19 protein-coding genes are annotated in these 22,706 nt (G+C 61.6%); 14 read left to right on the top strand and 5 right to left on the bottom strand.

Annotated features, from left to right (window positions below; all coding sequences use genetic code 11):
- The 5 genes from IP85_RS10885 to IP85_RS10865 all read left to right on the top strand — a co-directional run bounded on the left by IP85_RS10885 (nucleotide 1) and on the right by IP85_RS10865 (nucleotide 6,205).
- Nucleotides 1-2,310: a cation-translocating P-type ATPase gene (locus IP85_RS10885; RefSeq protein ID WP_156322843.1), complete on the top strand. Its 2,310-nt coding sequence runs from the start codon at nucleotides 1-3 to the stop codon at nucleotides 2,308-2,310.
- Nucleotides 2,307-2,462 (top strand): cbb3-type cytochrome oxidase assembly protein CcoS, encoded by a 156-nt coding sequence (gene ccoS, locus IP85_RS10880; protein WP_054149705.1) that lies wholly within the window; start codon nucleotides 2,307-2,309, stop codon nucleotides 2,460-2,462. The genes IP85_RS10885 and ccoS overlap by 4 nt, the downstream gene beginning before the upstream one ends.
- A gap of 96 nt (nucleotides 2,463-2,558) precedes the next feature.
- A complete protein-coding gene (gene gndA, locus IP85_RS10875) occupies nucleotides 2,559-3,980 on the top strand; it encodes an NADP-dependent phosphogluconate dehydrogenase (RefSeq protein ID WP_054149784.1) in 1,422 nt (473 codons plus the stop codon).
- 75 nt (nucleotides 3,981-4,055) lie between these two features.
- Nucleotides 4,056-4,907: an MBL fold metallo-hydrolase gene (locus tag IP85_RS10870; protein WP_054149704.1), complete on the top strand. Its 852-nt coding sequence runs from the start codon at nucleotides 4,056-4,058 to the stop codon at nucleotides 4,905-4,907.
- 119 nt (nucleotides 4,908-5,026) lie between these two features.
- Nucleotides 5,027-6,205, top strand: a complete 1,179-nt coding sequence (locus IP85_RS10865) for a GGDEF domain-containing protein (protein ID WP_082347654.1) — start codon at nucleotides 5,027-5,029, stop codon at nucleotides 6,203-6,205.
- Nucleotides 6,206-6,244: 39 nt separating this feature from the next.
- Here the strand turns inward: IP85_RS10865 and IP85_RS10860 are convergent, their stop codons facing one another.
- The gene (locus IP85_RS10860) at nucleotides 6,245-7,255 is read right to left on the bottom strand and encodes a LacI family transcriptional regulator (RefSeq protein ID WP_150127376.1); all 1,011 of its coding nucleotides are present in this window, start codon (nucleotides 7,253-7,255) and stop codon (nucleotides 6,245-6,247) included.
- A gap of 476 nt (nucleotides 7,256-7,731) precedes the next feature.
- Between IP85_RS10860 and IP85_RS10855 the strand changes: the two genes are divergently transcribed.
- The 9 genes from IP85_RS10855 (at nucleotide 7,732) to IP85_RS10815 (ending at nucleotide 19,623) form a co-directional block, all read left to right on the top strand.
- Nucleotides 7,732-8,967 carry an ABC transporter substrate-binding protein gene (locus IP85_RS10855; RefSeq protein WP_054149701.1) on the top strand — a complete coding sequence of 412 codons (1,236 nt, stop codon included), beginning with the start codon at nucleotides 7,732-7,734 and terminating at the stop codon, nucleotides 8,965-8,967.
- A gap of 165 nt (nucleotides 8,968-9,132) precedes the next feature.
- Complete coding sequence (locus tag IP85_RS10850; RefSeq protein WP_054149700.1) at nucleotides 9,133-10,035, top strand: sugar ABC transporter permease; 903 nt, start codon at nucleotides 9,133-9,135, stop codon at nucleotides 10,033-10,035.
- On the top strand, nucleotides 10,028-10,987 hold the full coding sequence (locus IP85_RS10845; protein ID WP_054149699.1) for a carbohydrate ABC transporter permease: 960 nt from the start codon (nucleotides 10,028-10,030) through the stop codon (nucleotides 10,985-10,987). The genes IP85_RS10850 and IP85_RS10845 overlap by 8 nt, the downstream gene beginning before the upstream one ends.
- A gap of 4 nt (nucleotides 10,988-10,991) precedes the next feature.
- The gene (locus IP85_RS10840; RefSeq protein WP_054149698.1) at nucleotides 10,992-12,080 is read left to right on the top strand and encodes an ABC transporter ATP-binding protein; all 1,089 of its coding nucleotides are present in this window, start codon (nucleotides 10,992-10,994) and stop codon (nucleotides 12,078-12,080) included.
- Between the two features lie 63 nt (nucleotides 12,081-12,143).
- The gene (locus IP85_RS10835; RefSeq protein WP_054149697.1) at nucleotides 12,144-14,603 is read left to right on the top strand and encodes a glycoside hydrolase family 2 protein; all 2,460 of its coding nucleotides are present in this window, start codon (nucleotides 12,144-12,146) and stop codon (nucleotides 14,601-14,603) included.
- 63 nt (nucleotides 14,604-14,666) lie between these two features.
- Nucleotides 14,667-15,428, top strand: a complete 762-nt coding sequence (locus tag IP85_RS10830; RefSeq protein WP_054149696.1) for a sugar phosphate isomerase/epimerase — start codon at nucleotides 14,667-14,669, stop codon at nucleotides 15,426-15,428.
- A gap of 27 nt (nucleotides 15,429-15,455) precedes the next feature.
- Nucleotides 15,456-16,589 carry a Gfo/Idh/MocA family oxidoreductase gene (locus tag IP85_RS10825; protein WP_054149695.1) on the top strand — a complete coding sequence of 378 codons (1,134 nt, stop codon included), beginning with the start codon at nucleotides 15,456-15,458 and terminating at the stop codon, nucleotides 16,587-16,589.
- Between the two features lie 172 nt (nucleotides 16,590-16,761).
- The gene (gene mgrA / locus IP85_RS10820) at nucleotides 16,762-17,814 is read left to right on the top strand and encodes an L-glyceraldehyde 3-phosphate reductase (protein WP_054149694.1); all 1,053 of its coding nucleotides are present in this window, start codon (nucleotides 16,762-16,764) and stop codon (nucleotides 17,812-17,814) included.
- A gap of 201 nt (nucleotides 17,815-18,015) precedes the next feature.
- Nucleotides 18,016-19,623 (top strand): glycoside hydrolase family 43 protein, encoded by a 1,608-nt coding sequence (locus tag IP85_RS10815; RefSeq protein ID WP_054149693.1) that lies wholly within the window; start codon nucleotides 18,016-18,018, stop codon nucleotides 19,621-19,623.
- 125 nt (nucleotides 19,624-19,748) lie between these two features.
- On the opposite strand, the gene fghA is transcribed toward IP85_RS10815, so the two are convergent.
- From fghA to IP85_RS10795, 4 genes are read right to left on the bottom strand one after another with little or no spacing between them, the layout of a single operon-like run.
- Nucleotides 19,749-20,582 (bottom strand): S-formylglutathione hydrolase, encoded by an 834-nt coding sequence (gene fghA, locus IP85_RS10810; RefSeq protein WP_054149692.1) that lies wholly within the window; start codon nucleotides 20,580-20,582, stop codon nucleotides 19,749-19,751.
- 33 nt (nucleotides 20,583-20,615) lie between these two features.
- Entirely contained in the window at nucleotides 20,616-21,062 is a 447-nt protein-coding gene (locus tag IP85_RS10805; protein ID WP_054149691.1) for a YaiI/YqxD family protein, read from the bottom strand.
- 3 nt (nucleotides 21,063-21,065) lie between these two features.
- Nucleotides 21,066-21,518, bottom strand: a complete 453-nt coding sequence (locus IP85_RS10800) for a GNAT family N-acetyltransferase (RefSeq protein ID WP_171901543.1) — start codon at nucleotides 21,516-21,518, stop codon at nucleotides 21,066-21,068.
- Nucleotides 21,518-22,645 (bottom strand): S-(hydroxymethyl)glutathione dehydrogenase/class III alcohol dehydrogenase, encoded by a 1,128-nt coding sequence (locus IP85_RS10795; protein ID WP_054149689.1) that lies wholly within the window; start codon nucleotides 22,643-22,645, stop codon nucleotides 21,518-21,520. Before IP85_RS10795 ends, IP85_RS10800 begins: the two co-directional genes overlap by 1 nt.
- Nucleotides 22,646-22,706: the final 61 nt, after the last annotated feature.

Genomic DNA, 22,706 nt, shown 5'->3' with positions numbered 1-22,706 from the left:
ATGAGTTGCTGCGCGGCAGGGACCGAAGGGGCACTGGACATGGAGCGGGCAGGGGTCTCCCTGCCGTCGGCTGAAGAGCTGAAGCTCTGCAGCCGTGCGGTCGGGCCAGGCCTCTGGCAGGTCGACATGAGCGTGCCCGCGGTCCATTGCGGCACCTGCATCTCGACAGTGGAGGGTGTGCTCAAAGCCTTGCCGGAAGTCGAGCGGGCCCGCGTCAACCTCTCGACCAAGCGCGTTTCCGTCGTCTGGAAAGAGGCGGTCAACGGGGTCGAGACCGATCCGGTGAACCTCGCGCGTGCCATCGCCACAACAGGCTATTCCGCCCATCTCTTCACAGCCGCAGAAGAAGCCTCTGACGCCTTGCGCAATCAGCTGGTCCGCGCGGTTGCCGTGTCGGGCTTCGCTGCCACGAACATCATGCTTCTGTCCGTGTCGGTCTGGTCGGGTGCAGATGCCTCGACACGCGATCTCTTCCACTGGATCTCGGCGATGATCGCGGCCCCTGCGCTGATCTATGCCGGCCGCTTCTTCTACGAATCGGCCTGGAATGCGCTGAAGCACGGGCGCACCAATATGGATGTGCCGATCGCCATCGGGATCACGCTCTCCTATTTCGCTTCGTTGTGGGAGACCATCCATCACGGCGAACACGCCTATTTCGATGCGACGGCCTCGCTGCTCTTCTTCCTTTTGATCGGCCGCACGCTCGATCACATCATGCGTGACCGGGCGCGCTCCGCAATCAGCGGGCTTGCCCGCCTCAATCCGCGTGGTGCCATGGTGCTTTCCAACGATGGCTCGCGGGAGTATCGCGCGGTCGATGAAATCCGCGTCGGCGATCAGGTGTCCATCGCTGCCGGCGACCGGATCCCGGTCGACGGTGTCGTCGTCTCCGGTGAGAGCGATCTCGACATGTCGATCGTCAATGGCGAAAGCGCACCTGTTTCGGTCCGCCCAGGCTCCGACGTCCAGGCGGGTACACTCAGCCTGACCGGCTCGCTGACGGTCAAGGCGACGGCCACGGCGCAGAACTCGTTCCTCTCAGAGATCATCCATTTGATGGAGGCAGCCGAAGGGGGCAGAGCACGATATCGGCGGATCGCTGACCGTGCAGCTCAGTATTATTCGCCTGTCGTGCACCTGCTCGCCATCATCGCCTTCATGGGCTGGGGGCTTTATGACGGCGACTGGAAACACGCGATGATGGTGGCGATCGCAGTCCTCATCATCACCTGCCCCTGTGCCCTTGGTCTCGCAGTCCCGGTCGTTCAGGTCGTCGCTGCTGGTCGGCTGTTCAAGGCCGGCGTGATGGTCAAGGACGGTTCCGCCATGGAGCGGCTCGCCGAAATCGAGGCCGTCGCCTTCGACAAGACCGGCACGCTGACACTGGGGCGCCCGAAGCTGGTGGACGTTGCCAAAATTGAGCCGATTGGCTTCGCTGTCGCCGCCGGTCTTGCCGCCCATTCCCGCCATCCGCTGTCGCGGGCGCTGTGGGCCGCTTATGGTGGCCAGCCGCGCGGCTTCGACACCGTTCGTGAAGTGCCGGGCGCTGGCGTTGAGGCGGAGACCGAAGAGGGTGTCTGGCGTCTCGGCAATCGCCGCTTTGCCTGTGCGACGCCGATGGCGAAAAGCGAAGACAAGCCCTATTCCGAAGTTGTCCTCTCTCTCGACGGTATCGAACGCGCCACCTTCCTGTTCGAAGATACGCTCCGGCCACGGGCCCGTGCCTCGATCGAGACGCTGAAGAATGGTGGCCTCGAACTCGGCATCCTCTCGGGTGACCGTGCGCCTGTGGTGGCCAAGCTTGCCGCCGATCTTGGGATCATCAACTGGCGCGCTGGCCTCACGCCACGGGACAAGGCCGAAGCCTGCGCTGAGGCGTCCGCCCACGGCCAGCGCGTGCTGATGGTCGGCGACGGCATCAATGATGCTCCGGCGCTTTCTGCAGCCCATGTCTCCATGGCGCCGGCGACGGCTGCCGATGTCGGGCGCCAGGCAGCCGATTTCGTCTTCATGCGCGATGGGCTCGAAGCCGTGCCCTTCGCCATCGAGGCCTCGCGCCGGGCCGGACGTCTGATCCGCGAAAACTTCGCGCTCGCGATTGGCTACAATGTCATTGCCGTGCCGATCGCGCTGCTCGGCTACGCGACCCCGCTGATTGCCGCGGTCGCCATGTCCACCTCGTCGATCATCGTGGTTGCCAATGCGCTCCGCCTCAACCGTCTTTCGCTCGATGAGCGGACATTGACGGAGCGCCCGGCCGCGGTCCTCTCGACGGGCGCCTCCGACAATGCGAGGATCGCCGCATGAACATGCTGATCTACCTCATCCCGATCGCACTCTTTCTCGGCGGGCTCGGTCTGTTCGCCTTCCTCTGGTCGCTGAAGAGCGGTCAGTACGAAGACCTCGACGGAGCGGCCTGGCGAGTGATCTCCGAGGAGGACGACCAGCCGGACGCTTGATACAGCGTTTACGGAACGGTCAAATTTCAGTCTTGCCGCATCCCTTCGCGAATGCGAGAAAGCCCCATCCATGAAATTGCATGCGGAGGCTTCATCGTGCAGCAGGCGGAAATCGGACTGATCGGTCTCGGAGTCATGGGCTCCAATCTGGCGCTCAACATTGCCGAGAAAGGCAACCGCATCGCGGTCTTCAACCGGACGCCTTCGCGCACGGATGAATTCCTCGGGGAAGCCGGCGATCTGGCCGGCCAGATCATCGGTTGCCATACGATCGAAGAGTTTGTCGCCGCCATCCGTCCGCCGCGCCCGATCATCATCATGATCAAGGCCGGCGAGGCCGTCGACCAGCAGATGGCAGCCCTTCTGCCGCATCTCGCCAAAAACGACATCATGATCGACGCCGGCAATGCCAATTTCCGCGATACGGTTGCACGCTTCGAAAAGCTCGCCGGAACCGACGTGACCTTTATCGGCATGGGTGTGTCCGGTGGTGAGGAAGGCGCCCGCCACGGGCCCTCGATCATGGTCGGCGGCACCGAAGAGAGCTGGAAGCGCGTCGAGCCGGTGCTGACCTCGATCGCCGCCAAGTTCAACGACGAGCCCTGCGTTGCCTGGCTCGGGACCGATGGCGCGGGCCATTTCGTCAAGACCATCCACAACGGCATCGAATATGCCGACATGCAGATGATCGCCGAGATCTACGGTATCCTGCGCGACGGCCTCAAGATGTCAGCCGCCGAAATCGGCGAGATCTTCGGTCAGTGGAACAAGGGCCGCCTCAACTCCTACCTGATCGAGATCACAGAGAAGGTTCTCAAGGCTACCGATCCGGAAACCGGCAAGCCGATGGTCGACGTGATCGTCGATGCCGCCGGCCAGAAGGGCACCGGCAAGTGGTCGGCCATCGAGGCGCAGAACCTCGCGGTCGCCGCATCCGGCATCGAGGCCGCGGTTGCCGGTCGCGTGCTTTCCTCGCTGCGCGAAGAGCGTATCGCTGCGGAAAAGCTCTTCGGCCTGCCGGGACTGACGGAGGCTCCCAAGGACAAGGCCGCCTTCATCGCCGACCTTGAGAATGCGCTGCTCGCTGCCAAGATTGCGGCCTATGCGCAGGGCTTTGCCGTGATGTCCTCGGCCTCGGAAGAGTTCAACTGGTCGCTGCCCATGCCGACGATCGCCAAGATCTGGCGCGCCGGCTGCATCATCCGCTCGCAGTTCCTCGACGAGATCACCTCGGCCTTCACCAAGGATCCTGATGTGGCGAACCTCGTCGTCACGCCGGCCTTTGCCGCCATGGTCAAGGAAACCGACGGGGCACTTCGCCGTGTGGTTGCCCATGCCGTCCTGTCCGGCTTGCCGGTCCCGGCGCTGGCCTCGGCGCTCTCCTACTTCGACACCTATCGTCGCGGCCGTGGCACGGCGAACCTGATCCAGGCGCAGCGCGATTTCTTCGGCGCGCATGGTTTCGATCGTCTAGACGGCAAGGACATCCATCACGGCCCCTGGGCCGGCCAGTTCTGAGCGATCCCGTAACGTCTTGCAGTTCGAGGCCCGATATCCCGCGATGTCGGGCCTCTTTTTCATTGGGGGCAGATCATGACAGACAGGCTTACGCTTCTCGGCACCAAAGGCGGCCCCGCGATCCGTCCCGGTGGACCCAATCCGACGTCGTTGCTGCTTGACCTGTCCGGGCGCCGTATCGTCATCGATTGCGGGCTCGGTGTGGCGCGGGGTCTGGTCGAGACCGGCATGTCGCTCAAGGAACTCGACCTCGTCTTCATCACCCATCTGCATTCCGACCATGTGCTGGAGCTCGGGCCGCTTATCCATACGGCCTGGACGACGGGGCTAGATCATTCCGTCACGGTCTATGGTCCCAAGGGTACGCTGAACGTCTGGGCGGGATTTCTCGCCTCGCTCGCCTATGACATTGAAACGCGGATCGCCGACGAGGGGCGTCCGGATCTGGCGAGCCTGGTCGAAATTGTCGAATATGGTCCGGGCGAGATCTTCCGGGAGGGGGATCTGGTCGTTGAGGCACTGCGCGTCGACCATCCTCCGGTGACGGACTGTTTTGCGCTGAAGGTCTCCGGTGCGGATAAGACGCTCGTCTTTTCCGCCGATACCGCGCCGTTCCCGCCGCTTGTCGACTTTGCCCGGGGGGCCGATATCCTCGTGCACGAGGCGATGCTGCCGGAAGGGCTGGACAGCATTGTCAGGCGGACCGGAAATGGTGCCCGTCTGCGCGAGCATCTCGTTGCCTCGCACAGTTTCGCTGCGGATGCGGCTCAGATTGCAACGAAGGCTGGCGTCGGCATGCTCGTCCTCAATCATCTCATTCCGGCCGATGATCCCGCCTTTACCGAGGACGACTGGCGGGCGGCCGTCGCGCCGCATTGGACCGGACCGCTCATCATCGGTCGCGATGGCTTCGCAATTGCCTTGTGAATGAAGGCGACGGCGCGCCGATTTTGGTAAAATCCTATGTTTTCGTTTACCTTGGAGTTAACGCCTGTCGCCTAGCTTGCCGGAGCGGTTAACGATTCCGCGCGTATTTCAGGCGATTCATGATGGTATCCGTTAATCTATCTACACTGGCGCTCGGCGCATTCGCAGTTATGGCGATCTTTGCTGCGCTTTATGCGCGACATTGGCGCGAGGAGCCGAATCGAAACGAATTCTTGCTGTTTGCCGCGGCATCCGGGCTTGCTGCGCTCGGTGCATTGCTCTCGGCCTTCTCGGATGGCGGCCACGGACTGATCACGGTTGTCCTTGCCCAGACGCTCATTCTGTCGGGCGCGGCACTTGCCTGGCAGGGCATGCGTGCTTTCGATCACCGGGCTCTTGATCTGAAGCTCGCCGCCGTGGGGCCGCTTGCCTTTTTCCTGTTCGCGGCGTCGGCGCCCCTTTTGCAGGACGACGTGACGGCCCGTTTTCTGGTCGCCGCCGTTGTCGGCGCGATCTATACCGGATTGGCTGCCTGGGAGCTGAAAGCGTCCGAAGTCGAAGAGCGACTTTCCAACCGTCCCTTCGCCTATCTCTGGTTTGCGGCCCTGTCCGTGGTTCTGCTCATCGCGGCTCTTGTGGCCTATGTCTGGCCGTTTAACGCCTCCGATGTCGTCGGCTCCGGACCTCTCTGGCTGACCGTCGTCGCGTTTGCTGCCTTCCTGCACGCGGTAGTCGCGCCGCTGTCGATCTTTCTTCTGGTGCGCGACCGCCTGCTGGTGGAACATCGCTGGTCGGCAGCGACCGATAACCTGACCGGCCTTGCCAATCGCTTCACCTTTCTCGACATGCTGCAGACGCTCTCGACCAAGGTGCGCGGCGAGGGGGCCTTCCTCTATGTCGATGTCGACCATGTGAAGCGGATCAACGACCAATACGGGCATTCCGGCGGTGACGAGGTCCTGAAGACCTGCGCTGAACTCATCCTGCGCGAGTTGCCCGAGCACGCCCTGCTCGGCCGTCTGGCAGGCGCCGAGTTTGCCGCCTATGTGCCCTTCTGCAAGGTCGAGGAGGCCGAGAAGCTCGGCCACGTCATCCACGACAGCGTCGAGCAGCAGATGTTCTTCCTCGGTGGCGAACTCGTGCCGGTGACGGTCAGCGTCGGCGTGGCCCATGGCGCAATGCAGGTCACGGCGGACGAGCTCTTGAAGCGGGCGGACGCGGCGCTGCATACGGCCAAGGTCAACGGCCGCAATTCCGTGGTGGTCTGGGACGGCGGCCAGCGTCCGTCCTACGCCTGACCGACCTCAACGCGCAAAACGGGTTGTCCTTGGTCTGCGTTAGGACTGCTCCCAGCGCGGCTCGCTGATGCTCTGCAGCAGCCCAGGGTCGACGCCGTCGATCCGGGCGATGACCGCCTTGGCGAGCTCTCGGCCCGATTGCCGCACATCCTCGTAGACGGCGATAATCTCGGGACGTATCCAGTTGAGGATTGGTGTGCCCTGTTTGGCCACCAGGTCAATCTCTACGCCGACCCGCTTGCCTGCCGCTTCGATGCCGGCATTGGCGGCAATCGCGCTGCTGCCGGAAGAGGAGATCAAGCCGTCCGGCGCATCCGATCCTCGCATCAGATCCTCGACCGCCGCGCGGATCTGTCCGAGCGAGGCGTCGATGTTGATATGGAGCGGCACTTCCTCCGCACCGAAGGCCTTCAGGCCGCGCATGAAGCCGTCGAAGGTGTGCTTGTAATAGGTCAGCTTGCTCGGGGGCGGCAGAAGTGCGATGCGCTTGCGGCCGCGCTTCACCAGCCGTTCGACCGCCTGGTAAGCGAAGGTCTCGTTGTCGAAGTCGTGATAGGGATGCTCGATGCCCATGTCTGTGCGACCATGGGTGACGAAGGGCATGTTCTGCTCGGTGAGCAGTCGCACCCGGGCGTCATCCGGCTCGGTGCGTGAAATGATCACACCATCGGCAGACCCGGTCTCAAGGATGTAACGCACCGGCAGCATCGGATCCTTGGTATGCGCATGCGGCGTCACGACGATATGGTAGGGCGTACCGGCCAGCACCTCCGATATGCCGACGACCATCTGGTTGGAAAAGCCGAGGATTTCCTCGTCGATCCCAAGCACCAGCGCGATCACGTTGGTCTTGCCGGTCCTGAGGCGGACACCCGCGCGGTTCGGCTGATAGCCGAGCTGACGTGCGACCATGCGCACGCGTTCCTTGGTCTCCGCGCCGATGTCGGGCGCATCTTTCAGGGCGCGCGACACCGTTGTGATGCCGAGCCCGGTCATGAAGGCGATGGTCTTGAGCGTCGGCCGCTCTTTCGTCGCCACTGGGCGGTCCATCAGGCCGCTCCCCTGCTGATCTGTCATGTCGTCCCCGTCACTCGCACAAGTCACGCTTATAGTTGGCTTTTTCCTGCCTGCAAACCTGGAGACCGGCACCTCCTCCCGGTGCGGTGAAGGAAAAATCTGAAACGATACAGTCGATTTGTCGAGCCCTTTTCCATGCTGCGCTGCGAATGGGTGCAACCAAGACGGGAGATGGCGCGTTATTCTGTGGTTTCCGTCGGATATGGGCGCTCTTGGACGCCCATGCAGCAAATTATTCTTGATTGGTCCGCAAGACATTGGAGCTGTAACGATACTTCTCATGCTGCTGCGCAATATCCATCTCCCCCAAAGCGTTTTGAGCGACGCGCCTGAAACACACGCCTGCGCTGAAATTTGGCTGTAATGGAAAATTTACAATCCGACAGGTTGCGCTCCAAAATTCTTTGACATAAGTTTTTCCGGCAACGTTTCAGTGAGGGAGGAGACTCATGAATTTTCGTAGCTTTGCGGCAGCTTTGGCCGCTACTGTTGTCATGCCGTTTGCGGCAGCGCAGGCCACCGATCTCGAAGTAACCCATTGGTGGACGTCGGGCGGTGAAGCCGCTGCTGTCGCCGAGCTTGCCAAGGCATTCGACGCCACCGGCAACAAATGGGTCGACGGTGCTATCGCCGGTTCCGGCGGTACCGCCCGCCCGATCATGATCAGCCGCATCACCGGTGGTGATCCGATGGCTGCAACCCAGTTCAACCACGGTCGCCAGGCCGAGGAACTGGCTGAAGCCGGTCTGATGAAGGACCTCACGGCCGTCGCCGAAAAGGAAGGCTGGAAGGACATCATCAAGCCGGCAAGCCTGCTTGAAAGCTGCACGATCGACGGCAAGGTTTACTGCGCCCCGGTCAACATCCACTCCTGGCAGTGGCTGTGGCTTTCGAACGGAGCATTCGAAAGTGCGGGCGTCGCCGTGCCGAAGAACTGGGACGAATTCGTCGCGGCAGCCCCCGCACTTGAAGCGAAGGGCATTATTCCGCTCGCCGTTGGTGGTCAGCCGTGGCAGTCGGCTGGTGCCTTCGACGTTTTGATGGTCGCCATCGCTGGTAAGGAAACCTTCGAAAAGGTGTTCAAGGACAAGGATGCAGACGTTGCAGCCGGTCCTGAGATCGCCAAGGTGTTCGCCGCTGCCGACGATGCGCGCAAAATGTCCAAGGGCTCCAACGTTCAGGATTGGAACCAGGCCACCAATCTGGTCATCACCGGCAAGGCCGGCGGCCAGATCATGGGTGACTGGGCACAGGGCGAATTCGCTCTGGCCGGTCAGGTTGCCGGGAAGGACTATACCTGCCTTCCGGGCCTCGGCGTGAACGAGATCATCTCGACCGGCGGTGACGCATTCTACTTCCCCGTCCTCGATGACGAAGAAAAGTCTGCTGCACAGGACGTTCTGGCTGCCACCCTGGTTGCACCCGCAACACAGGTTGCGTTCAACCTGAAGAAGGGCTCGCTGCCGGTTCGCGGTGACGTCGATCTCGCTGCTGCCAACGACTGCATGAAGAAGGGCCTCGACATTCTCGCCAAGGGCAATGTCATCCAGGGCACCGACCAGCTGCTTTCTGCCGACAGTCAGAAGCAGAAGGAAGACCTCTTCTCTGAGTTCTTCGCCAATCCGTCCATGACCGTCGAAGATGCGCAGAAGCGCTTCGCCGACATCATCGCTTCCGCTGATTAATCGCGGGTGACCTGTCCAGCCAGGGGCGACCCTGGCTGGACACAGGCCATTTTCGACCCGGGGTAGGGCGTCGAGCCCATGTGCCGGCTGCGTGCGGGAAGCGTGTGCGTTTCAGCGTGACGGCCTTGGTACGACACCCGTGTCCAGGACGAGGAGGACTGACCCATGGCGAGCCCGTCGCATGCTGGTCGACCCAACAAGCTGTTTCGCAATCTGAACGCCAAGATCGCGTCCATTCCAATGGTGCTGACCGCCATGGTCATCTTCCTTGGAGGGACAATCTGGACGGTCGTCTATTCCTTCACCAATTCGCGGCTTTTGCCGCGCGCCAACTTCATAGGCTTCGAGCAGTATGAACGTCTGTGGGATGCGCCGCGATGGATCATTTCGATCCAGAACCTGGCGATCTACGGGATACTCTCGCTGATCTTCTCGATCGTTATCGGGTTCCTACTGGCCGCGCTGATGGATCAGAAGATCCGTTTCGAAAACGCGTTCCGCACGATCTTTCTCTATCCCTTCGCGCTGTCCTTCATCGTCACCGGTCTCGTCTGGCAATGGATCCTCAACCCGGATTTCGGGGTGCAGTCGATCGTGCGGTCGTTGGGCTGGGAGACCTTCACCTTCAACCCGCTCTACAATTCGGAGATCGTCATCTACGGCATCCTGATCGCCGGTCTGTGGCAGGGCACGGGTCTCGTCATGTGTCTGCTGCTCGCGGGTCTGCGTGGCATCGACGAAGACATCTGGAAGGCCTCGCGCGTCGACGGCATTCCCATGTGGAAGACCTATCTCTTCATCATCATCCCGATGATGCGCCCTGTCTTCATCACCACGCTGGTCATCATCACATCCGGCATCGTCCGCCTCTACGACCTCGTCGTCGCCCAGACCAGCGGCGGCCCCGGTATCGCCTCCGAAGTCCCGGCCAAATACGTCTACGACTATATGTTCCAGGCACAGAATCTCGGCCAGGGCTTCGCCGCATCGACCATGATGCTGCTGACGGTCGCGATTATCATCATCCCCTGGGCCTATCTCGAATTCGGAGGAAAGAAGCGTGGCTAATCCCGGTTCTCTCAACGCTACCGCCGCCGGTTTCGACGCGGTCTCAAATCAGGTTGGCTCCGATCATGTCGGGTCGGGCCCACGCGGGGCCAAGCCGAAGCGCACCTTCTCGGGGCGCAACATCATGCTCTACGGGTCGCTGATCTTCTTTGCGATCTACTATCTGATCCCGCTCTACGTGATGATCGTGACGTCGCTGAAGGGCATGCCGGAGATCCGTCTCGGCAATATCTTCTCGCCACCGATGGAGATCACCTTCGAGCCCTGGGTCAAGGCCTGGGCGACCGCCTGCACCGGGCTGAATTGCGACGGCCTGTCGCGCGGTTTCTGGAATTCGGTCCGGATCACCGTGCCTTCGACGCTGATCTCGATCCTGATCGCCTCGGTCAACGGCTATGCGCTCGCCAACTGGCGCTTCAAGGGTGCTGAACTGTTCTTCACCATCCTGATCATCGGCGCCTTCATTCCCTATCAGGTGATGATCTATCCGATCGTCATCGTGCTGCGCGAACTGGGCATCTACGGCACGCTGACCGGTCTTGTCGTCGTGCATACGATCTTCGGCATGCCGATCCTGACGCTGCTCTTCCGCAACTATTTCACCTCGCTGCCGGAAGAGCTGTTCAAGGCCGCCCGTATCGATGGGGCGGGGTTCTGGCAGATCTATCTCAGGATCATGCTGCCCATGTCGCTGCCGATCTTCGTCGTCGCCATGATCCTGCAGATCACCGGAATCTGGAACGACTTCCTGTTCGGCGTCGTGTTCACCCGACCGGAATACTACCCGATGACGGTCCAGCTCAACAACATCGTCAACTCGGTCCAGGGCGTGAAGGAATACAACGTCAACATGGCCGCAACACTTCTGACCGGCGCCGTGCCGCTCATCGTGTACTTCATTTCCGGACGCCTCTTCGTCCGGGGCATCGCCGCCGGCGCAGTCAAGGGTTAAGCTCATGTCGCATAGTGTATCGATCAAGGACCTCTCTTTGAGCTTCGGCGCCGTCAAGGTGCTGGAAAACCTCAATCTCGACATCGTCGACGGCGAGTTCATCGTTCTCCTGGGCTCGTCCGGCTGCGGCAAGTCCACTTTGCTCAACTGCATCGCCGGCCTGCTCGAGCCGACCGACGGGCAGATCTTCATCAAGGGTAAGAACGTTACCTGGGAAGAGCCCAAGGACCGCGGCATCGGCATGGTGTTCCAGTCCTATGCGCTCTATCCGCAGATGTCGGTAAAGAAAAACCTCTCCTTCGGCCTGCAGGTCGCCAAGATGCCGAAGGACGAGATTGAAAAGCGCGTCCAGCGTGCCGCCGACATCCTGCAGATCGGGCCGTTGCTCGACCGCAAGCCCTCGGCACTCTCCGGTGGTCAGCGTCAGCGTGTGGCGATCGGCCGTGCCCTGGTGCGCGATGTCGACGTCTTCCTGTTCGACGAGCCGCTGTCCAACCTCGACGCCAAGCTACGCTCGGAGCTGCGCGTCGAGATCAAGCGCCTGCACCACAGCCTCAAGAACACGATGATCTACGTCACGCACGACCAGATCGAGGCGCTGACGCTTGCCGACCGCATCGCGATCATGAAGAGCGGCGTCATCCAGCAGCTCGCGGATCCGAACACGATCTACAACCAGCCGCGAAACCTCTTCGTCGCCGGCTTCATCGGCTCGCCGTCGATGAATTTCCTGAACGGCGATCTCGTCAACGAAGGCGGCGAGATCTTCTTCCGCACCCATGACGTTCTCTTCTCGTTGAAGGGGTATCGCTCGGCGGAGCCGCTGACGGGTGGCCGCAAGGTCATCCTCGGCGTGCGTCCGGAGCATATCAAGGTCGATGAAGAGGCTGGCATCGGCGAGTTGCACGAGGCGATCGTCGACATCGAGGAGCCGATGGGCGCCGACAACCTGCTCTGGCTCAAACATGCCGGCCATACCATGTCGGTCCGCATCGGCGGCACCCGTCGTTATGCGCCGGGCGCCAAGGTTCGCCTCGGCTTTGACATGGAAGTTGCCTCCCTTTTCGATGCGCAGACTGAAGAGCGCATCTGACACGTTCCCCCCTGCGTCCCGGCCTGTGACCGGGGCGCCTTTTTCTTCTGCAGGACTGTCGTCATGACCCAGAATGCCCACAACGGCGCCATCGATCTTCACGGCGAATGGCGTCTTTCGTCCGCCGACGGCGACCATCAAGCGGCGATCACGCTGCCGGGTGATGCGCATTCGGCGCTGCATGCCGCAGGCCTGATCCCCGATCCCTATTTCGGTCGCAACGAAGAAGTCGTGCAATGGGTTGCCGAGCGCGACTGGGTCATCGAACGTCAGGTCGTCGTGCCCGATATCTCCGGCAGCTGGTATCTCGACATCGACTATCTCGACACGGTCGCCGTCGTCTTCGTCAATGATGTGCCGGTGCTATCCGCCGACAACTGTTTCCGCCGCTATCGCCCTGATGTCAGCCACGCGCTGCAGCCGGGCGGAAACACCATCCGCATCGTCTTCCACTCCAGCATCACGGCAGGCGCCGAGCGCCAGGCCCGCCAGCCCTTCTACATTCCCTATTCCACCGGCAATTGCCCGATCCCCAATGGCAACATGCTGCGCAAGCCGCAATGCCATTTCGGCTGGGACTGGAATATCGCGATCGCACCGCTTGGGATCTATGGCACGCTGTCCTTGAGGAAGCTCGATCCCGCGCGCATCGAGCATGTCGAGACCGAACAGCGCCACCATGCCGATGGTCGTGTCGAACTCAAGGTTACCGCTACCATCCAATCCGCCGAGCCGGCCGTCGTGCCCGTACATTTCGGCCTCGACAGCGACCGGGTCCGCCTCGATGTCGGCATTTCTGCTGGCGAGACCAAGGTCGTGCATGTCTTCGAAATCGAGAGACCGCGTCTCTGGTGGCCATCAGGTTCCGGCGAGCAGGCGCTCTATACACTCACCGTCGACCTGCCGACCGAAACCGTCTCCCGCCAGATCGGGTTGCGCACCGTCGAACTGATCACCGATCCGGACGAGGCTGGCAGCCGCTTCGCGCTCAAGGTCAACGGTCGCGAGATCTTCTGCCGCGGCGCCAACTGGATCCCGGCGGATGCGCTGTTCTCCCGCTCGTCGGAGGAGAAGACCACGGACCTGCTGCAGTCGGCCGCCGACGCGCATATGAACATGATCCGCGTCTGGGGCGGAGGCTTCTACGAGCCGGACTGGTTCTACGATCTGTGCGACCGGCTCGGGCTGATGGTCTGGCAGGACTTCATGTTCTCCTGCAACCTCTATCCTTGCACCGATGACTTCCTCGACAATGTGGCCCACGAAGTCGAATACCAGGTCAAGCGTCTGTCGAGCCATGCCTCCATTGTTATCTGGTGCGGCGACAACGAGCTCGTCGGTGCGCTTACCTGGTTTCCGGAATCCCGCGACAACCGCGACCGGTATCTCGTCGCCTATGACCGCCTAAACCGTGTCATCGAGCAGGGTGTCAAGAAGACTTATCCCCAAGGCATCTGGTGGCCATCGAGTCCAGCGTCGGGGTATCTCGACTATGGCGATGCATGGCATGCCGATGGCTCCGGCGACATGCATTACTGGTCGGTTTGGCACGAGAACAAGAGTTTTGATAATTACCGAAGCGTCAAACCACGCTTCTGCTCGGAGTTCGGCTTCCAGTCCTATACCTCGCTGCCGATCATCGAAGGCTTTGCGGACAAGGCCGACATGAACATCGCTTCGCCGGTGATCGAGCTTCACCAGAAGAATGCCGGCGGCAATGAGCGGATCGCGGGCACCATGTTCCGCTATTTCCGTTTTCCCAAGGATTTCGCCAACTTCGTCTATCTGAGCCAAATCCAGCAGGGCCTCGCCATCAAGACGGCTGTCGAATACTGGCGCTCGCTGAAGCCCCATTGCATGGGCACCATCTACTGGCAGCTCAACGACACTTGGCCGGTTGCTTCCTGGTCCAGCCTCGACTACGGCGGCAGCTGGAAGGCGATGCATTACATGGTGCGCCGCTTTTTCCAGCCGGTCGCGGTCGCCGCCATCCCGTCCGAAGACGGCACGACGATCGCGCTCTCCATGGTCAACGACACGCTCGATACCGTCACGATCGATGCCAATCTCTTCGTTTTGACCCTGTCGGGCGATCGCATTCCGCTGAAAAGCGTGCAGGGCGATTGCGGTCCTGATGCCGCAGATGTGCTGGTCACGCTCGATGCCAGCGAGATCCCGGCCGACGGGCTGCTTGCCTGGAGCTTCATTGCGTCCAACGGCATGAGCGGGGAGGGCCATTTCCTTGATGGCACCTACAAGGCGCTGGAGCTTGAACCCCCGCGTCTGGAAACCACTGTTGCCCCGACCGTCGACGGTGCGTTCGAGGTGACGGTCACGGCCAGAGGCCTGGCACTCTTCGTCATGCTCGAAAGCGCAACCCCCGGGCGCTATTCCGACAACGCCTTCGACCTTTCGGCCGGCGAGAGCCGCCGCATCCTGTTCACGCCTAACACGGCTCTGGCTGCAGGCGAGATTCCGGAGTTCCGCATCTACGATCTCTACACCTGCCAGTCGGCGGACTGACAGGCCTTACGCCCATCCAAGCCCTGGGCGCCCGATCCAGGGGAACACGAGGAGGAATACCCCATGACCACGCTCGGCTTTCAGCTTTACAGCGCCCGCAATTTCCAGCCCTTCAGCGGCATCTATCCGAAGCTTCAGGCCGCCGGCTACGGTGAGGTCGAGGGTTATGGCGCGCTTTACGCGTCGCTTGCCGATGGCGAACTCGATGCGTTCCGCAAGGAGCTTGATGACAACAGCCTGACCATGCCGACCGCCCATTTCGGCCTCGACATGATCGAGAACGATCCGGCCCGTGTGATCAAGATCGCCAGGACGCTCGGCATCGACGCGGTCTACTGCCCCTATCTGATGCCCGATCAGCGTCCGACGGATGCGGCCGGCTGGTTCGCCTTCGGCCAGCGCCTGCAGGCGGCGGGCAAGCCGCTGCGCGATGCGGGCCTCGTCTTCGGCTGGCACAATCACGACTTCGAATTTGCGGCCCTGCCGGATGGATCGACCCCGCAGGAACAGATCTTTGCCGGCGGTCCCGAGCTCGACTGGGAAGCCGATATCGCCTGGGTCATCCGTGGCGGTGCCGATCCCTTCTCCTGGATCGAAAGCTACGGCAAACGCATCAGTGCCGTGCATGTAAAGGATATCGCCCCCGCAGGTGAAAACACCGAGGAAGACGGCTGGGCGGATGTTGGCCATGGCACCGTCGACTGGAAGGGCCTGATCGCGGCGCTGAAGAGCACCCGCGTCAAGCATTTCGTCGTCGAGCACGATAATCCCAAGGATATCGACCGGCTGATCACCCGTTCGATCGCTTCCTTCAACACCTATTGAACCCATCGCAGCAAGCAGGACATTTCCATGGCACGCGAACTCGGCGTCGGCATCATCGGATGCGGCAATATCTCCACCACCTACTTCTCGCTGGCGCCGCTGTTTCGCGGTCTGAAGGTCGTCGCCTGCGCGGATCTCAACATGAGTGCGGCACAGCTGCGCGCCGAGGAATACGGCGTCAAGGCACAGACGATCGACGAGCTGCTGGCCAATGACGAGGTCGACATCGTCGTCAACCTGACGATCCCGGATGCGCATTATCCCGTCTCCAAGCGTATCCTTGAAGCCGGAAAGCATGTCTATTCGGAAAAGCCGCTCGTGCTCTCACTGGAGCAGGGCGAAGACCTGCGTGCCATTGCCAAGTCCAAGGGCCTGTCGGTCGGCTGCGCACCCGATACCTTCCTTGGTGGCGCCCACCAGCTGGCGCGTGCCTATATCGACAAGGGCGGCATCGGCCGCGTCACCTCCGGCACCTGCCATGTGATGAGCCCCGGCATGGAAATGTGGCATCCGAATCCGGACTTCTTCTTCCTGCCCGGCGGCGGCCCGGTCCTCGACCTCGGACCCTATTACATCGCCAACCTGATCAACCTGATCGGCCCCGTGAAGCGTGTGGCGGCCCTGACCTCGATGGCGAACGAGACCCGCACCATCACCAGCCAGCCGCGCAATGGCGAGACGATCCCGGTGAAGACCCCCACCAACATCCATGCGCTCCTCGAATTCCAGAGTGGCGCGACGATCACCCTGTCGGCCAGCTGGGATGTCTGGAGCCACCGCCACGCCAATATGGAACTCTACGGCACCGATGGCTCGCTCTACGTGCCCGATCCGAACTTCTTCGGCGGCGTCGTCGAGGCATCCGGTCGCGACAAGAACATCCAGCCGCTCGAGGCCTGGGATCATCCCTTCGGTCGCAACAACCAGGAAAGCCCGCAAGGTCCTCGCGCCAACTACCGCACGGCCGGCCTTGCCGACATGGCGGTCGCGATCCTCGAAGGCCGCGATGCCCGCTGCTCGCTGGACCGAACGCTACACGGCGTCGATGTCATGGTGTCGATCCTGAAGTCCGGCGAGACGGGTGAATTCGTAACCCTGTCGACAACCTGCACCCAACCGGCGGCTCTGGGTATCGACGAAGCGCAGGCTCTGCTTAGATAAGGGGAGTGATGTTGTTTGCCCCTCATCCCCCTGCCGGGACCTTCTCCCCGCAGGCGGGGAGAAGGGGGCACGCGGCCGCCGCATCGGCCTTCTCCCCGTTTACGGGGAGAAGGTGGCGGCAGCCGGATGAGGGGCAGCATCGCTCAACAAACATTCCGGGAGAGAACCATCCATGACCTATACCCCCGCCGAAAACCGCTATGAGCGGATGACCTATAATCGCTGCGGCAAAAGCGGGCTGAAGCTGCCGGCGATCTCGCTCGGCCTCTGGCACAATTTCGGCAATGACACGCCGCATTCCACCAAGCAGGCGATCTGCCGTAGGGCTTTCGACCTCGGCATCACCCATTTCGACCTCGCCAACAATTACGGCCCGCCGGCCGGCTCTGCAGAAGAAGCCTTTGGCGAGATCCTCAAGACCGATTTCCGAGGCTACCGCGACGAACTGATCATCTCGTCCAAGGCCGGCTACAACATGTGGCCAGGTCCTTACGGCGAGTGGGGTAGCCGCAAATATCTGATCGCCTCCTGCGACCAAAGCCTGAAGCGCATGGGCCTCGACTATGTCGACATCTTCTATTCGCACCGCTTCGATCCCGACACGCCGCTCGAAGAAACCTGCGGCGCGCTCGACCACATCGTCCGCTCGGGCAGGGCGCAATATGTCGGCATTTCCTCCTACAATTCCAAGCGCACCCGCGAAGCCCATGCCATCCTGAAAAGCCTTGGCACGCCGCTTCTCATCCACCAGCCCAGCTATTCGATGATCAATCGCTGGATCGAGGAAGACGGGCTGATCGACACGCTCGAAGACCTCGGCGTCGGTTCGATCGTCTTCTCGCCGCTCGCGCAGGGCATGCTGACCTCCAAGTATCTGAATGGCATTCCGGAAGGCACCCGCGCGACGCAGGACAAGTCGCTTGATCCGGGCTTCCTCAACGACCGCAATCTCGAAAACATCCGGGGCCTCAACAAGATCGCGGAAAAGCGCGGCCAGACGCTGGCGCAGATGGCGCTCGCCTGGGTGCTGCGCGGCGGCCATATCACCACCGCCCTGATCGGCGCGTCGAAGCCCTCTCAGGTCGAGGACTGCGTCAAGGCAATCGAAACGCCGGACTTCACCGCGGAAGAACTCGCCGAGATCGACGTTTTCGCCAAGGACGCCGACATCAACATCTGGGCAGCGTCCGCCGAGCGCAAGGGCCCGCCACGGAAGAAGAAGTAGAAACCTATCTCCCCCCCTTGCGGGGGAGAACGGGATTTCAGCAGCTTAGCGTCAGCTAAGTGCTAGAAATCCCAAGAGAGGGGCTTGTCAGTCAGGCAGCCCCTCTCCTGAAAAATCTAGGGCTTGAGCCTTTGGCTAAGACCCTGATTTTTTTAGTCTCCCGCAGGGGGAGAGGTAACTGCGGAGGAGGAACCACACGTCATGATCATCAACCCCATCCTGCCGGGCTTCAATCCGGACCCGTCGATCTGCCGCGTGGGCGAGGATTATTACATCGCCACCTCCACCTTCGAATGGTTCCCCGGCGTCCAGATCCACCATTCGCGCGACCTCGCCAACTGGGAGCTCGTCTGCCGTCCGCTCAACCGCGCAAGCCAGCTCGACATGCGCGGCAATCCCGACAGCGGCGGCGTCTGGGCGCCGTGTTTGTCCTATGCGGACGGGTTGTTCTGGCTCGTCTATACCGACGTGAAGCGTTTCGAAGGTTCCTTCAAGGACGCACACAATTACATCGTCACCGCACCTTCGATCGAAGGGCCCTGGTCCGATCCCATCTATGTCAATTCCTCAGGCTTCGACCCCTCGCTCTTCCATGACGATGACGGCCGTAAGTGGTTTACCAACATGCAGTGGAACCACCGCCCCGAAGCCCGCAACACCATCGGCCATGCCAAATTCGACGGCATCCTGCTGCAGGAATGGGACCCGAAGACGAAGACGCTCACCGGCCCGATCAGGAACATTTTCGAGGGCAGCAAACAGGGCCTCGTCGAAGGCCCGCATCTCTTCAAGCGCAATGGCTGGTACTACATGACCACCGCCGAAGGCGGCACTGGATATGACCATGTCGTCACCATGGCCCGCTCGCGCGCCATCGAGGGTCCCTATGAGATGCACCCGAATACGCATCTCATCACCTCCAAGGATGACCCGGACGCCGATCTGCAACGCGCCGGTCACGGCCAATATGTCGAAACACCGGATGGTCAGTTCTATCACACCCATCTCTGTGGGCGTCCGATGCCGCCCAAGCGTCGCTGCACGCTGGGCCGCGAAGCGGGCCTGCAGAAATGCGTCTGGAAGGAGGATGGCTGGCTCTATCTCGAACAGGGCGGCGTCGTGCCCGCCGTCGAGGTTCCGGCGCTTAATGGAGCCATCAAACGCGACGAACCGGTCGAGATCGTCAGGATGTTCGACAGCGCAGACTTACCTAGGGAATTCCAGTGGCTGCGCACTCCGCATCCGGAACGCCTGTTCAGCCTAAGCGAGCGGGCCGGGCGCTTGCGCCTTTTCGGCCGGGAAAGCATCGGTTCCTGGTTCGAACAGTCGCTGATTGCCCGCCGTCAGGAGCATCACAGCTTCCGCGCCGAAACGCGCCTCGACTTCTCGCCCGAAACCTATCAGCAGGTCGCAGGCCTGACGCATTACTACAATCGCACCAAATTCCACGCGCTGGGCATCTCGACAGATGAGAAACTCGGCCGCTCGCTGATCATCCTGTCCTGCCCCGGCGATTATCCCTCCGGCAGTCTGACCTTCCCAGTCGGCATGGGCCAATCGATCCCCGAGGGTGCCATCGATCTTGCTATGGAGATCACCGAGAACGACCTGCAATTCTCCTGGCGGATTGCAGGCGAAGGCACGTGGCAGGCCATCGGCCCCGTCCTCGACGCCGGCGTCGTCTCCGACGAAGGCGGTTTCGGCGAACACGGCTCGTTTACCGGGGCGTTTGCCGGCATGTTCTGTTTTGATGTGTCGGGGCAGGGCAAAGCGGCGGATTTCGAGCGGTTTGTCTATCGGCGGGGGTAAGGGGCGCGCTGACATACGCCGCCGTCATCCTCGGGCTCGTCCCGAGGATCTACTTACGTCGCAGTCAATTCAACGGTAGCGGATGCTCGGGACTGGCCCGAGCATGACGGCGTTTTGCCTTTAGTTCACCCCAACCGCTGCGCATGCCACTTCAGATGATCCTCCATGAAGGTCGAGATGAAGTAGTAGGAGTGGTCATAGCGCTCATGCATGCGCAGCGTCAGGCCGATGTCCGTGCCCTTCACCGCCTCTTCGAATTTCCAGGGGGCGAGACCTGTCTCGAGGAAACTGTCGGCCTTGCCCTGATCAACAAGGAATTCCGGGAAGCGGGCGCCGTCTTCCACCAGTGCGCAGGCGTCGTATTCACGCCACTTCGCCCGGTCGGGGCCGAGATATTTCTCAAACGCATCCTGCGTCCAGTCCGCCGTCAGCGGATTGACGATCGGGGCGAAGGCTGAGCAACTCTTGAAGCGCTCAGGGTTCTTCAGCGCAATCGTCATGGCGCCATGGCCCCCCATGGAATGGCCGAAAATGCCCTGGCGGTCCATGTCGGCGCGGAACTGCTCGGCGATCAGGCTGGGGAGCTCTTCGGTGATGTAGGAATACATCTGATAATGCTCGGCCCAGGGCGTTTCCGTGGCATTGAGATACATGCCCGCACCCTTGCCCATTTTCCAGTTGGTCAGCTCGTCGGCCACGTCATTGCCGCGCGGGCTCGTATCCGGGCAGACGACGATCAGGCCGAGCTCGGCTGCCATGCGCCGGTATTCACCCTTTTCCATGACGTTGGCATGGCTGCAGGTCAGGCCTGAGAGATACCAGAGCACGGGCCGCTTTTCCGCAATCGCCTGAGGCGGCACGAAGACGGCGAAGGTCATCTCGGTGCCGGTCACGTCAGACTGGTGCGAGAAGACGCCCTGCATGCCGCCGAAGGCGGTGTTCTGGGAAAGGATATTCATGGGGATCTGTCCTTGTTCAGGCCCTTTCGGGGCTCATTTCTTCACCCGACGGCAAAGCCGGTCGAGCGTTTCGAGGAAGGCCGAACGGTCGCGCGGCGAAAAGGCGGCATTGTAGCCCTTGCTCTCGCCGGTCTCGCGCAAGTGTGCGCCAAGGTCGCGCATCGCCGTCGCCATGCCAATATTGGCCGTGTCGAAGATCCGTCCTGTCGGGCCGGTGACCAGTGCACCGGCGGCGACGCATCGACCGGCCAGCGGCACATCGGCGGTCACGACGATGTCACCTTCGCTGCAGCGCTCGGCAATCCAGTCGTCAGCCGCATCGAAGGCGCCTGATACAATGACATTCTTCACCATCGGATCGCGCGAGGGGCGAAGGCCGGAATTCGCAACAAAGGTCACCGGTAGATCATGCCGCTCGGCCACTTTCAGGATCTCCGGCTTCACCGGACAGGCGTCGGCATCGACATAGATTTCGGGCATCGGCTATCCTTTCCGCAGCATATCCACATGCGGGATGCCATCCTCCAGATACTCCTCCGAGATCACCTCAAACCCCAGCGACCCATAGAATTTCTGCAGATGGCTCTGCGCCGAGATCTCGATCGGTTTACCCGGATGGCGCTTCTCGACCTCTGAAATCGCCTCGCGCATCAGCGCTTCGCCAAGCCGCTTGCCGCGATGATCAGGAGAGACCGCAACGCGGCCAATGCGCGGATGGTGCTCCGCCGAAGGCCGCCACAGCCTTGCGCAGGCGAGCAGGTCCTCGCCATCGAGCAGGCGAAGATGCAGGCAGTCCTTGTCGTTCCCGTCGAGCTCCGGATAGGGGCAATGCTGCTCGACGACGAAAACGTCGACGCGCAGCTTCAGCATGTCGTAGAGGTCGGCGGCGGAGAACTCGTCGAGCCTCCGCACGTCGACAGTGTAATGCGCAGACATCAATAGACCACGACGCCGCGGATCGATTCGCCCTTGTGCATCAGGTCAAAGCCCTTGTTGATGTCTTCGAGCGGCATGGTGTGGGTGATCATCGGGTCGATCTGGATCTTGCCCTCCATGTACCAGTCGACGATCTTCGGAACGTCGGTGCGGCCGCGCGCGCCGCCAAAGGCGGTGCCCATCCAGTTGCGGCCGGTGACCAGCTGGAAGGGACGCGTCGAGATTTCCTGGCCGGCGCCGGCGACGCCGATGATGACGGACTTGCCCCAGCCGCGATGCGAGCTTTCCAGCGCCTGGCGCATCACCTTGGTATTGCCGGTGCAGTCGAAGGTGTAGTCCGCGCCGCCGATCAGATCGTTGCCGCGCTTCGTCATGTTGACGAGGTAAGGCACGATGTCGTCGCCGACTTCCTTCGGATTGACGAAATGCGTCATGCCGAATTTCTCGCCCCAGGCCTTGCGATCCGGGTTGATGTCGACGCCGATGATCATGTCGGCACCGGCCAGGCGCAGGCCCTGCAGCACGTTCAGACCAATGCCGCCGAGACCGAAGACGATGGCGGTCGAGCCGATCTCGACCTTGGCGGTGTTGATGACCGCACCGATGCCGGTCGTCACACCGCAGCCGATGTAGCAGATCTTGTCGAAGGGCGCGTCCGGGTTGACCTTGGCAACGGCAATCTCGGGCAGAACGGTAAAGTTCGAGAACGTCGAGCAACCCATGTAGTGGTGGATCTTGTCCTTGCCGATCGAGAATCGGCTCGTACCATCCGGCATCACGCCCTGTCCCTGGGTTGTGCGGATAGAGGTGCAGAGATTGGTCTTGCGCGAGGTGCAGGAATAGCATTCGCGGCATTCCGGCGTGTAGAGCGGAATGACATGGTCGCCCTTCTTCACCGAGGTCACGCCCGGGCCGACATCAACCACGATGCCTGCACCTTCATGGCCGAGAATGGCCGGGAAGAGACCTTCCGGATCGGCGCCCGAGAGCGTGAAATCGTCGGTGTGACAGATCCCGGTGGCCTTCACCTCGATCAGCACTTCGCCGGCGCGCGGGCCTTCGAGTTGAACGGTCATGACCTCAAGCGGCTTTCCAGCCTGCACGGCGACGGCGGCGCGAACATCCATGGTTTTTCTCCTGACAAATCGTTGGTGGCGACTTTGGCACGCCTTCGCCATCCGGCTCAAG

The sequence above is a fragment of the Rhizobium sp. AAP116 genome, from assembly GCF_001295785.1.
Taxonomy (GTDB): domain Bacteria; phylum Pseudomonadota; class Alphaproteobacteria; order Rhizobiales; family Rhizobiaceae; genus Allorhizobium.
This window is presented reverse-complemented; position numbering and strand designations above follow the sequence as displayed.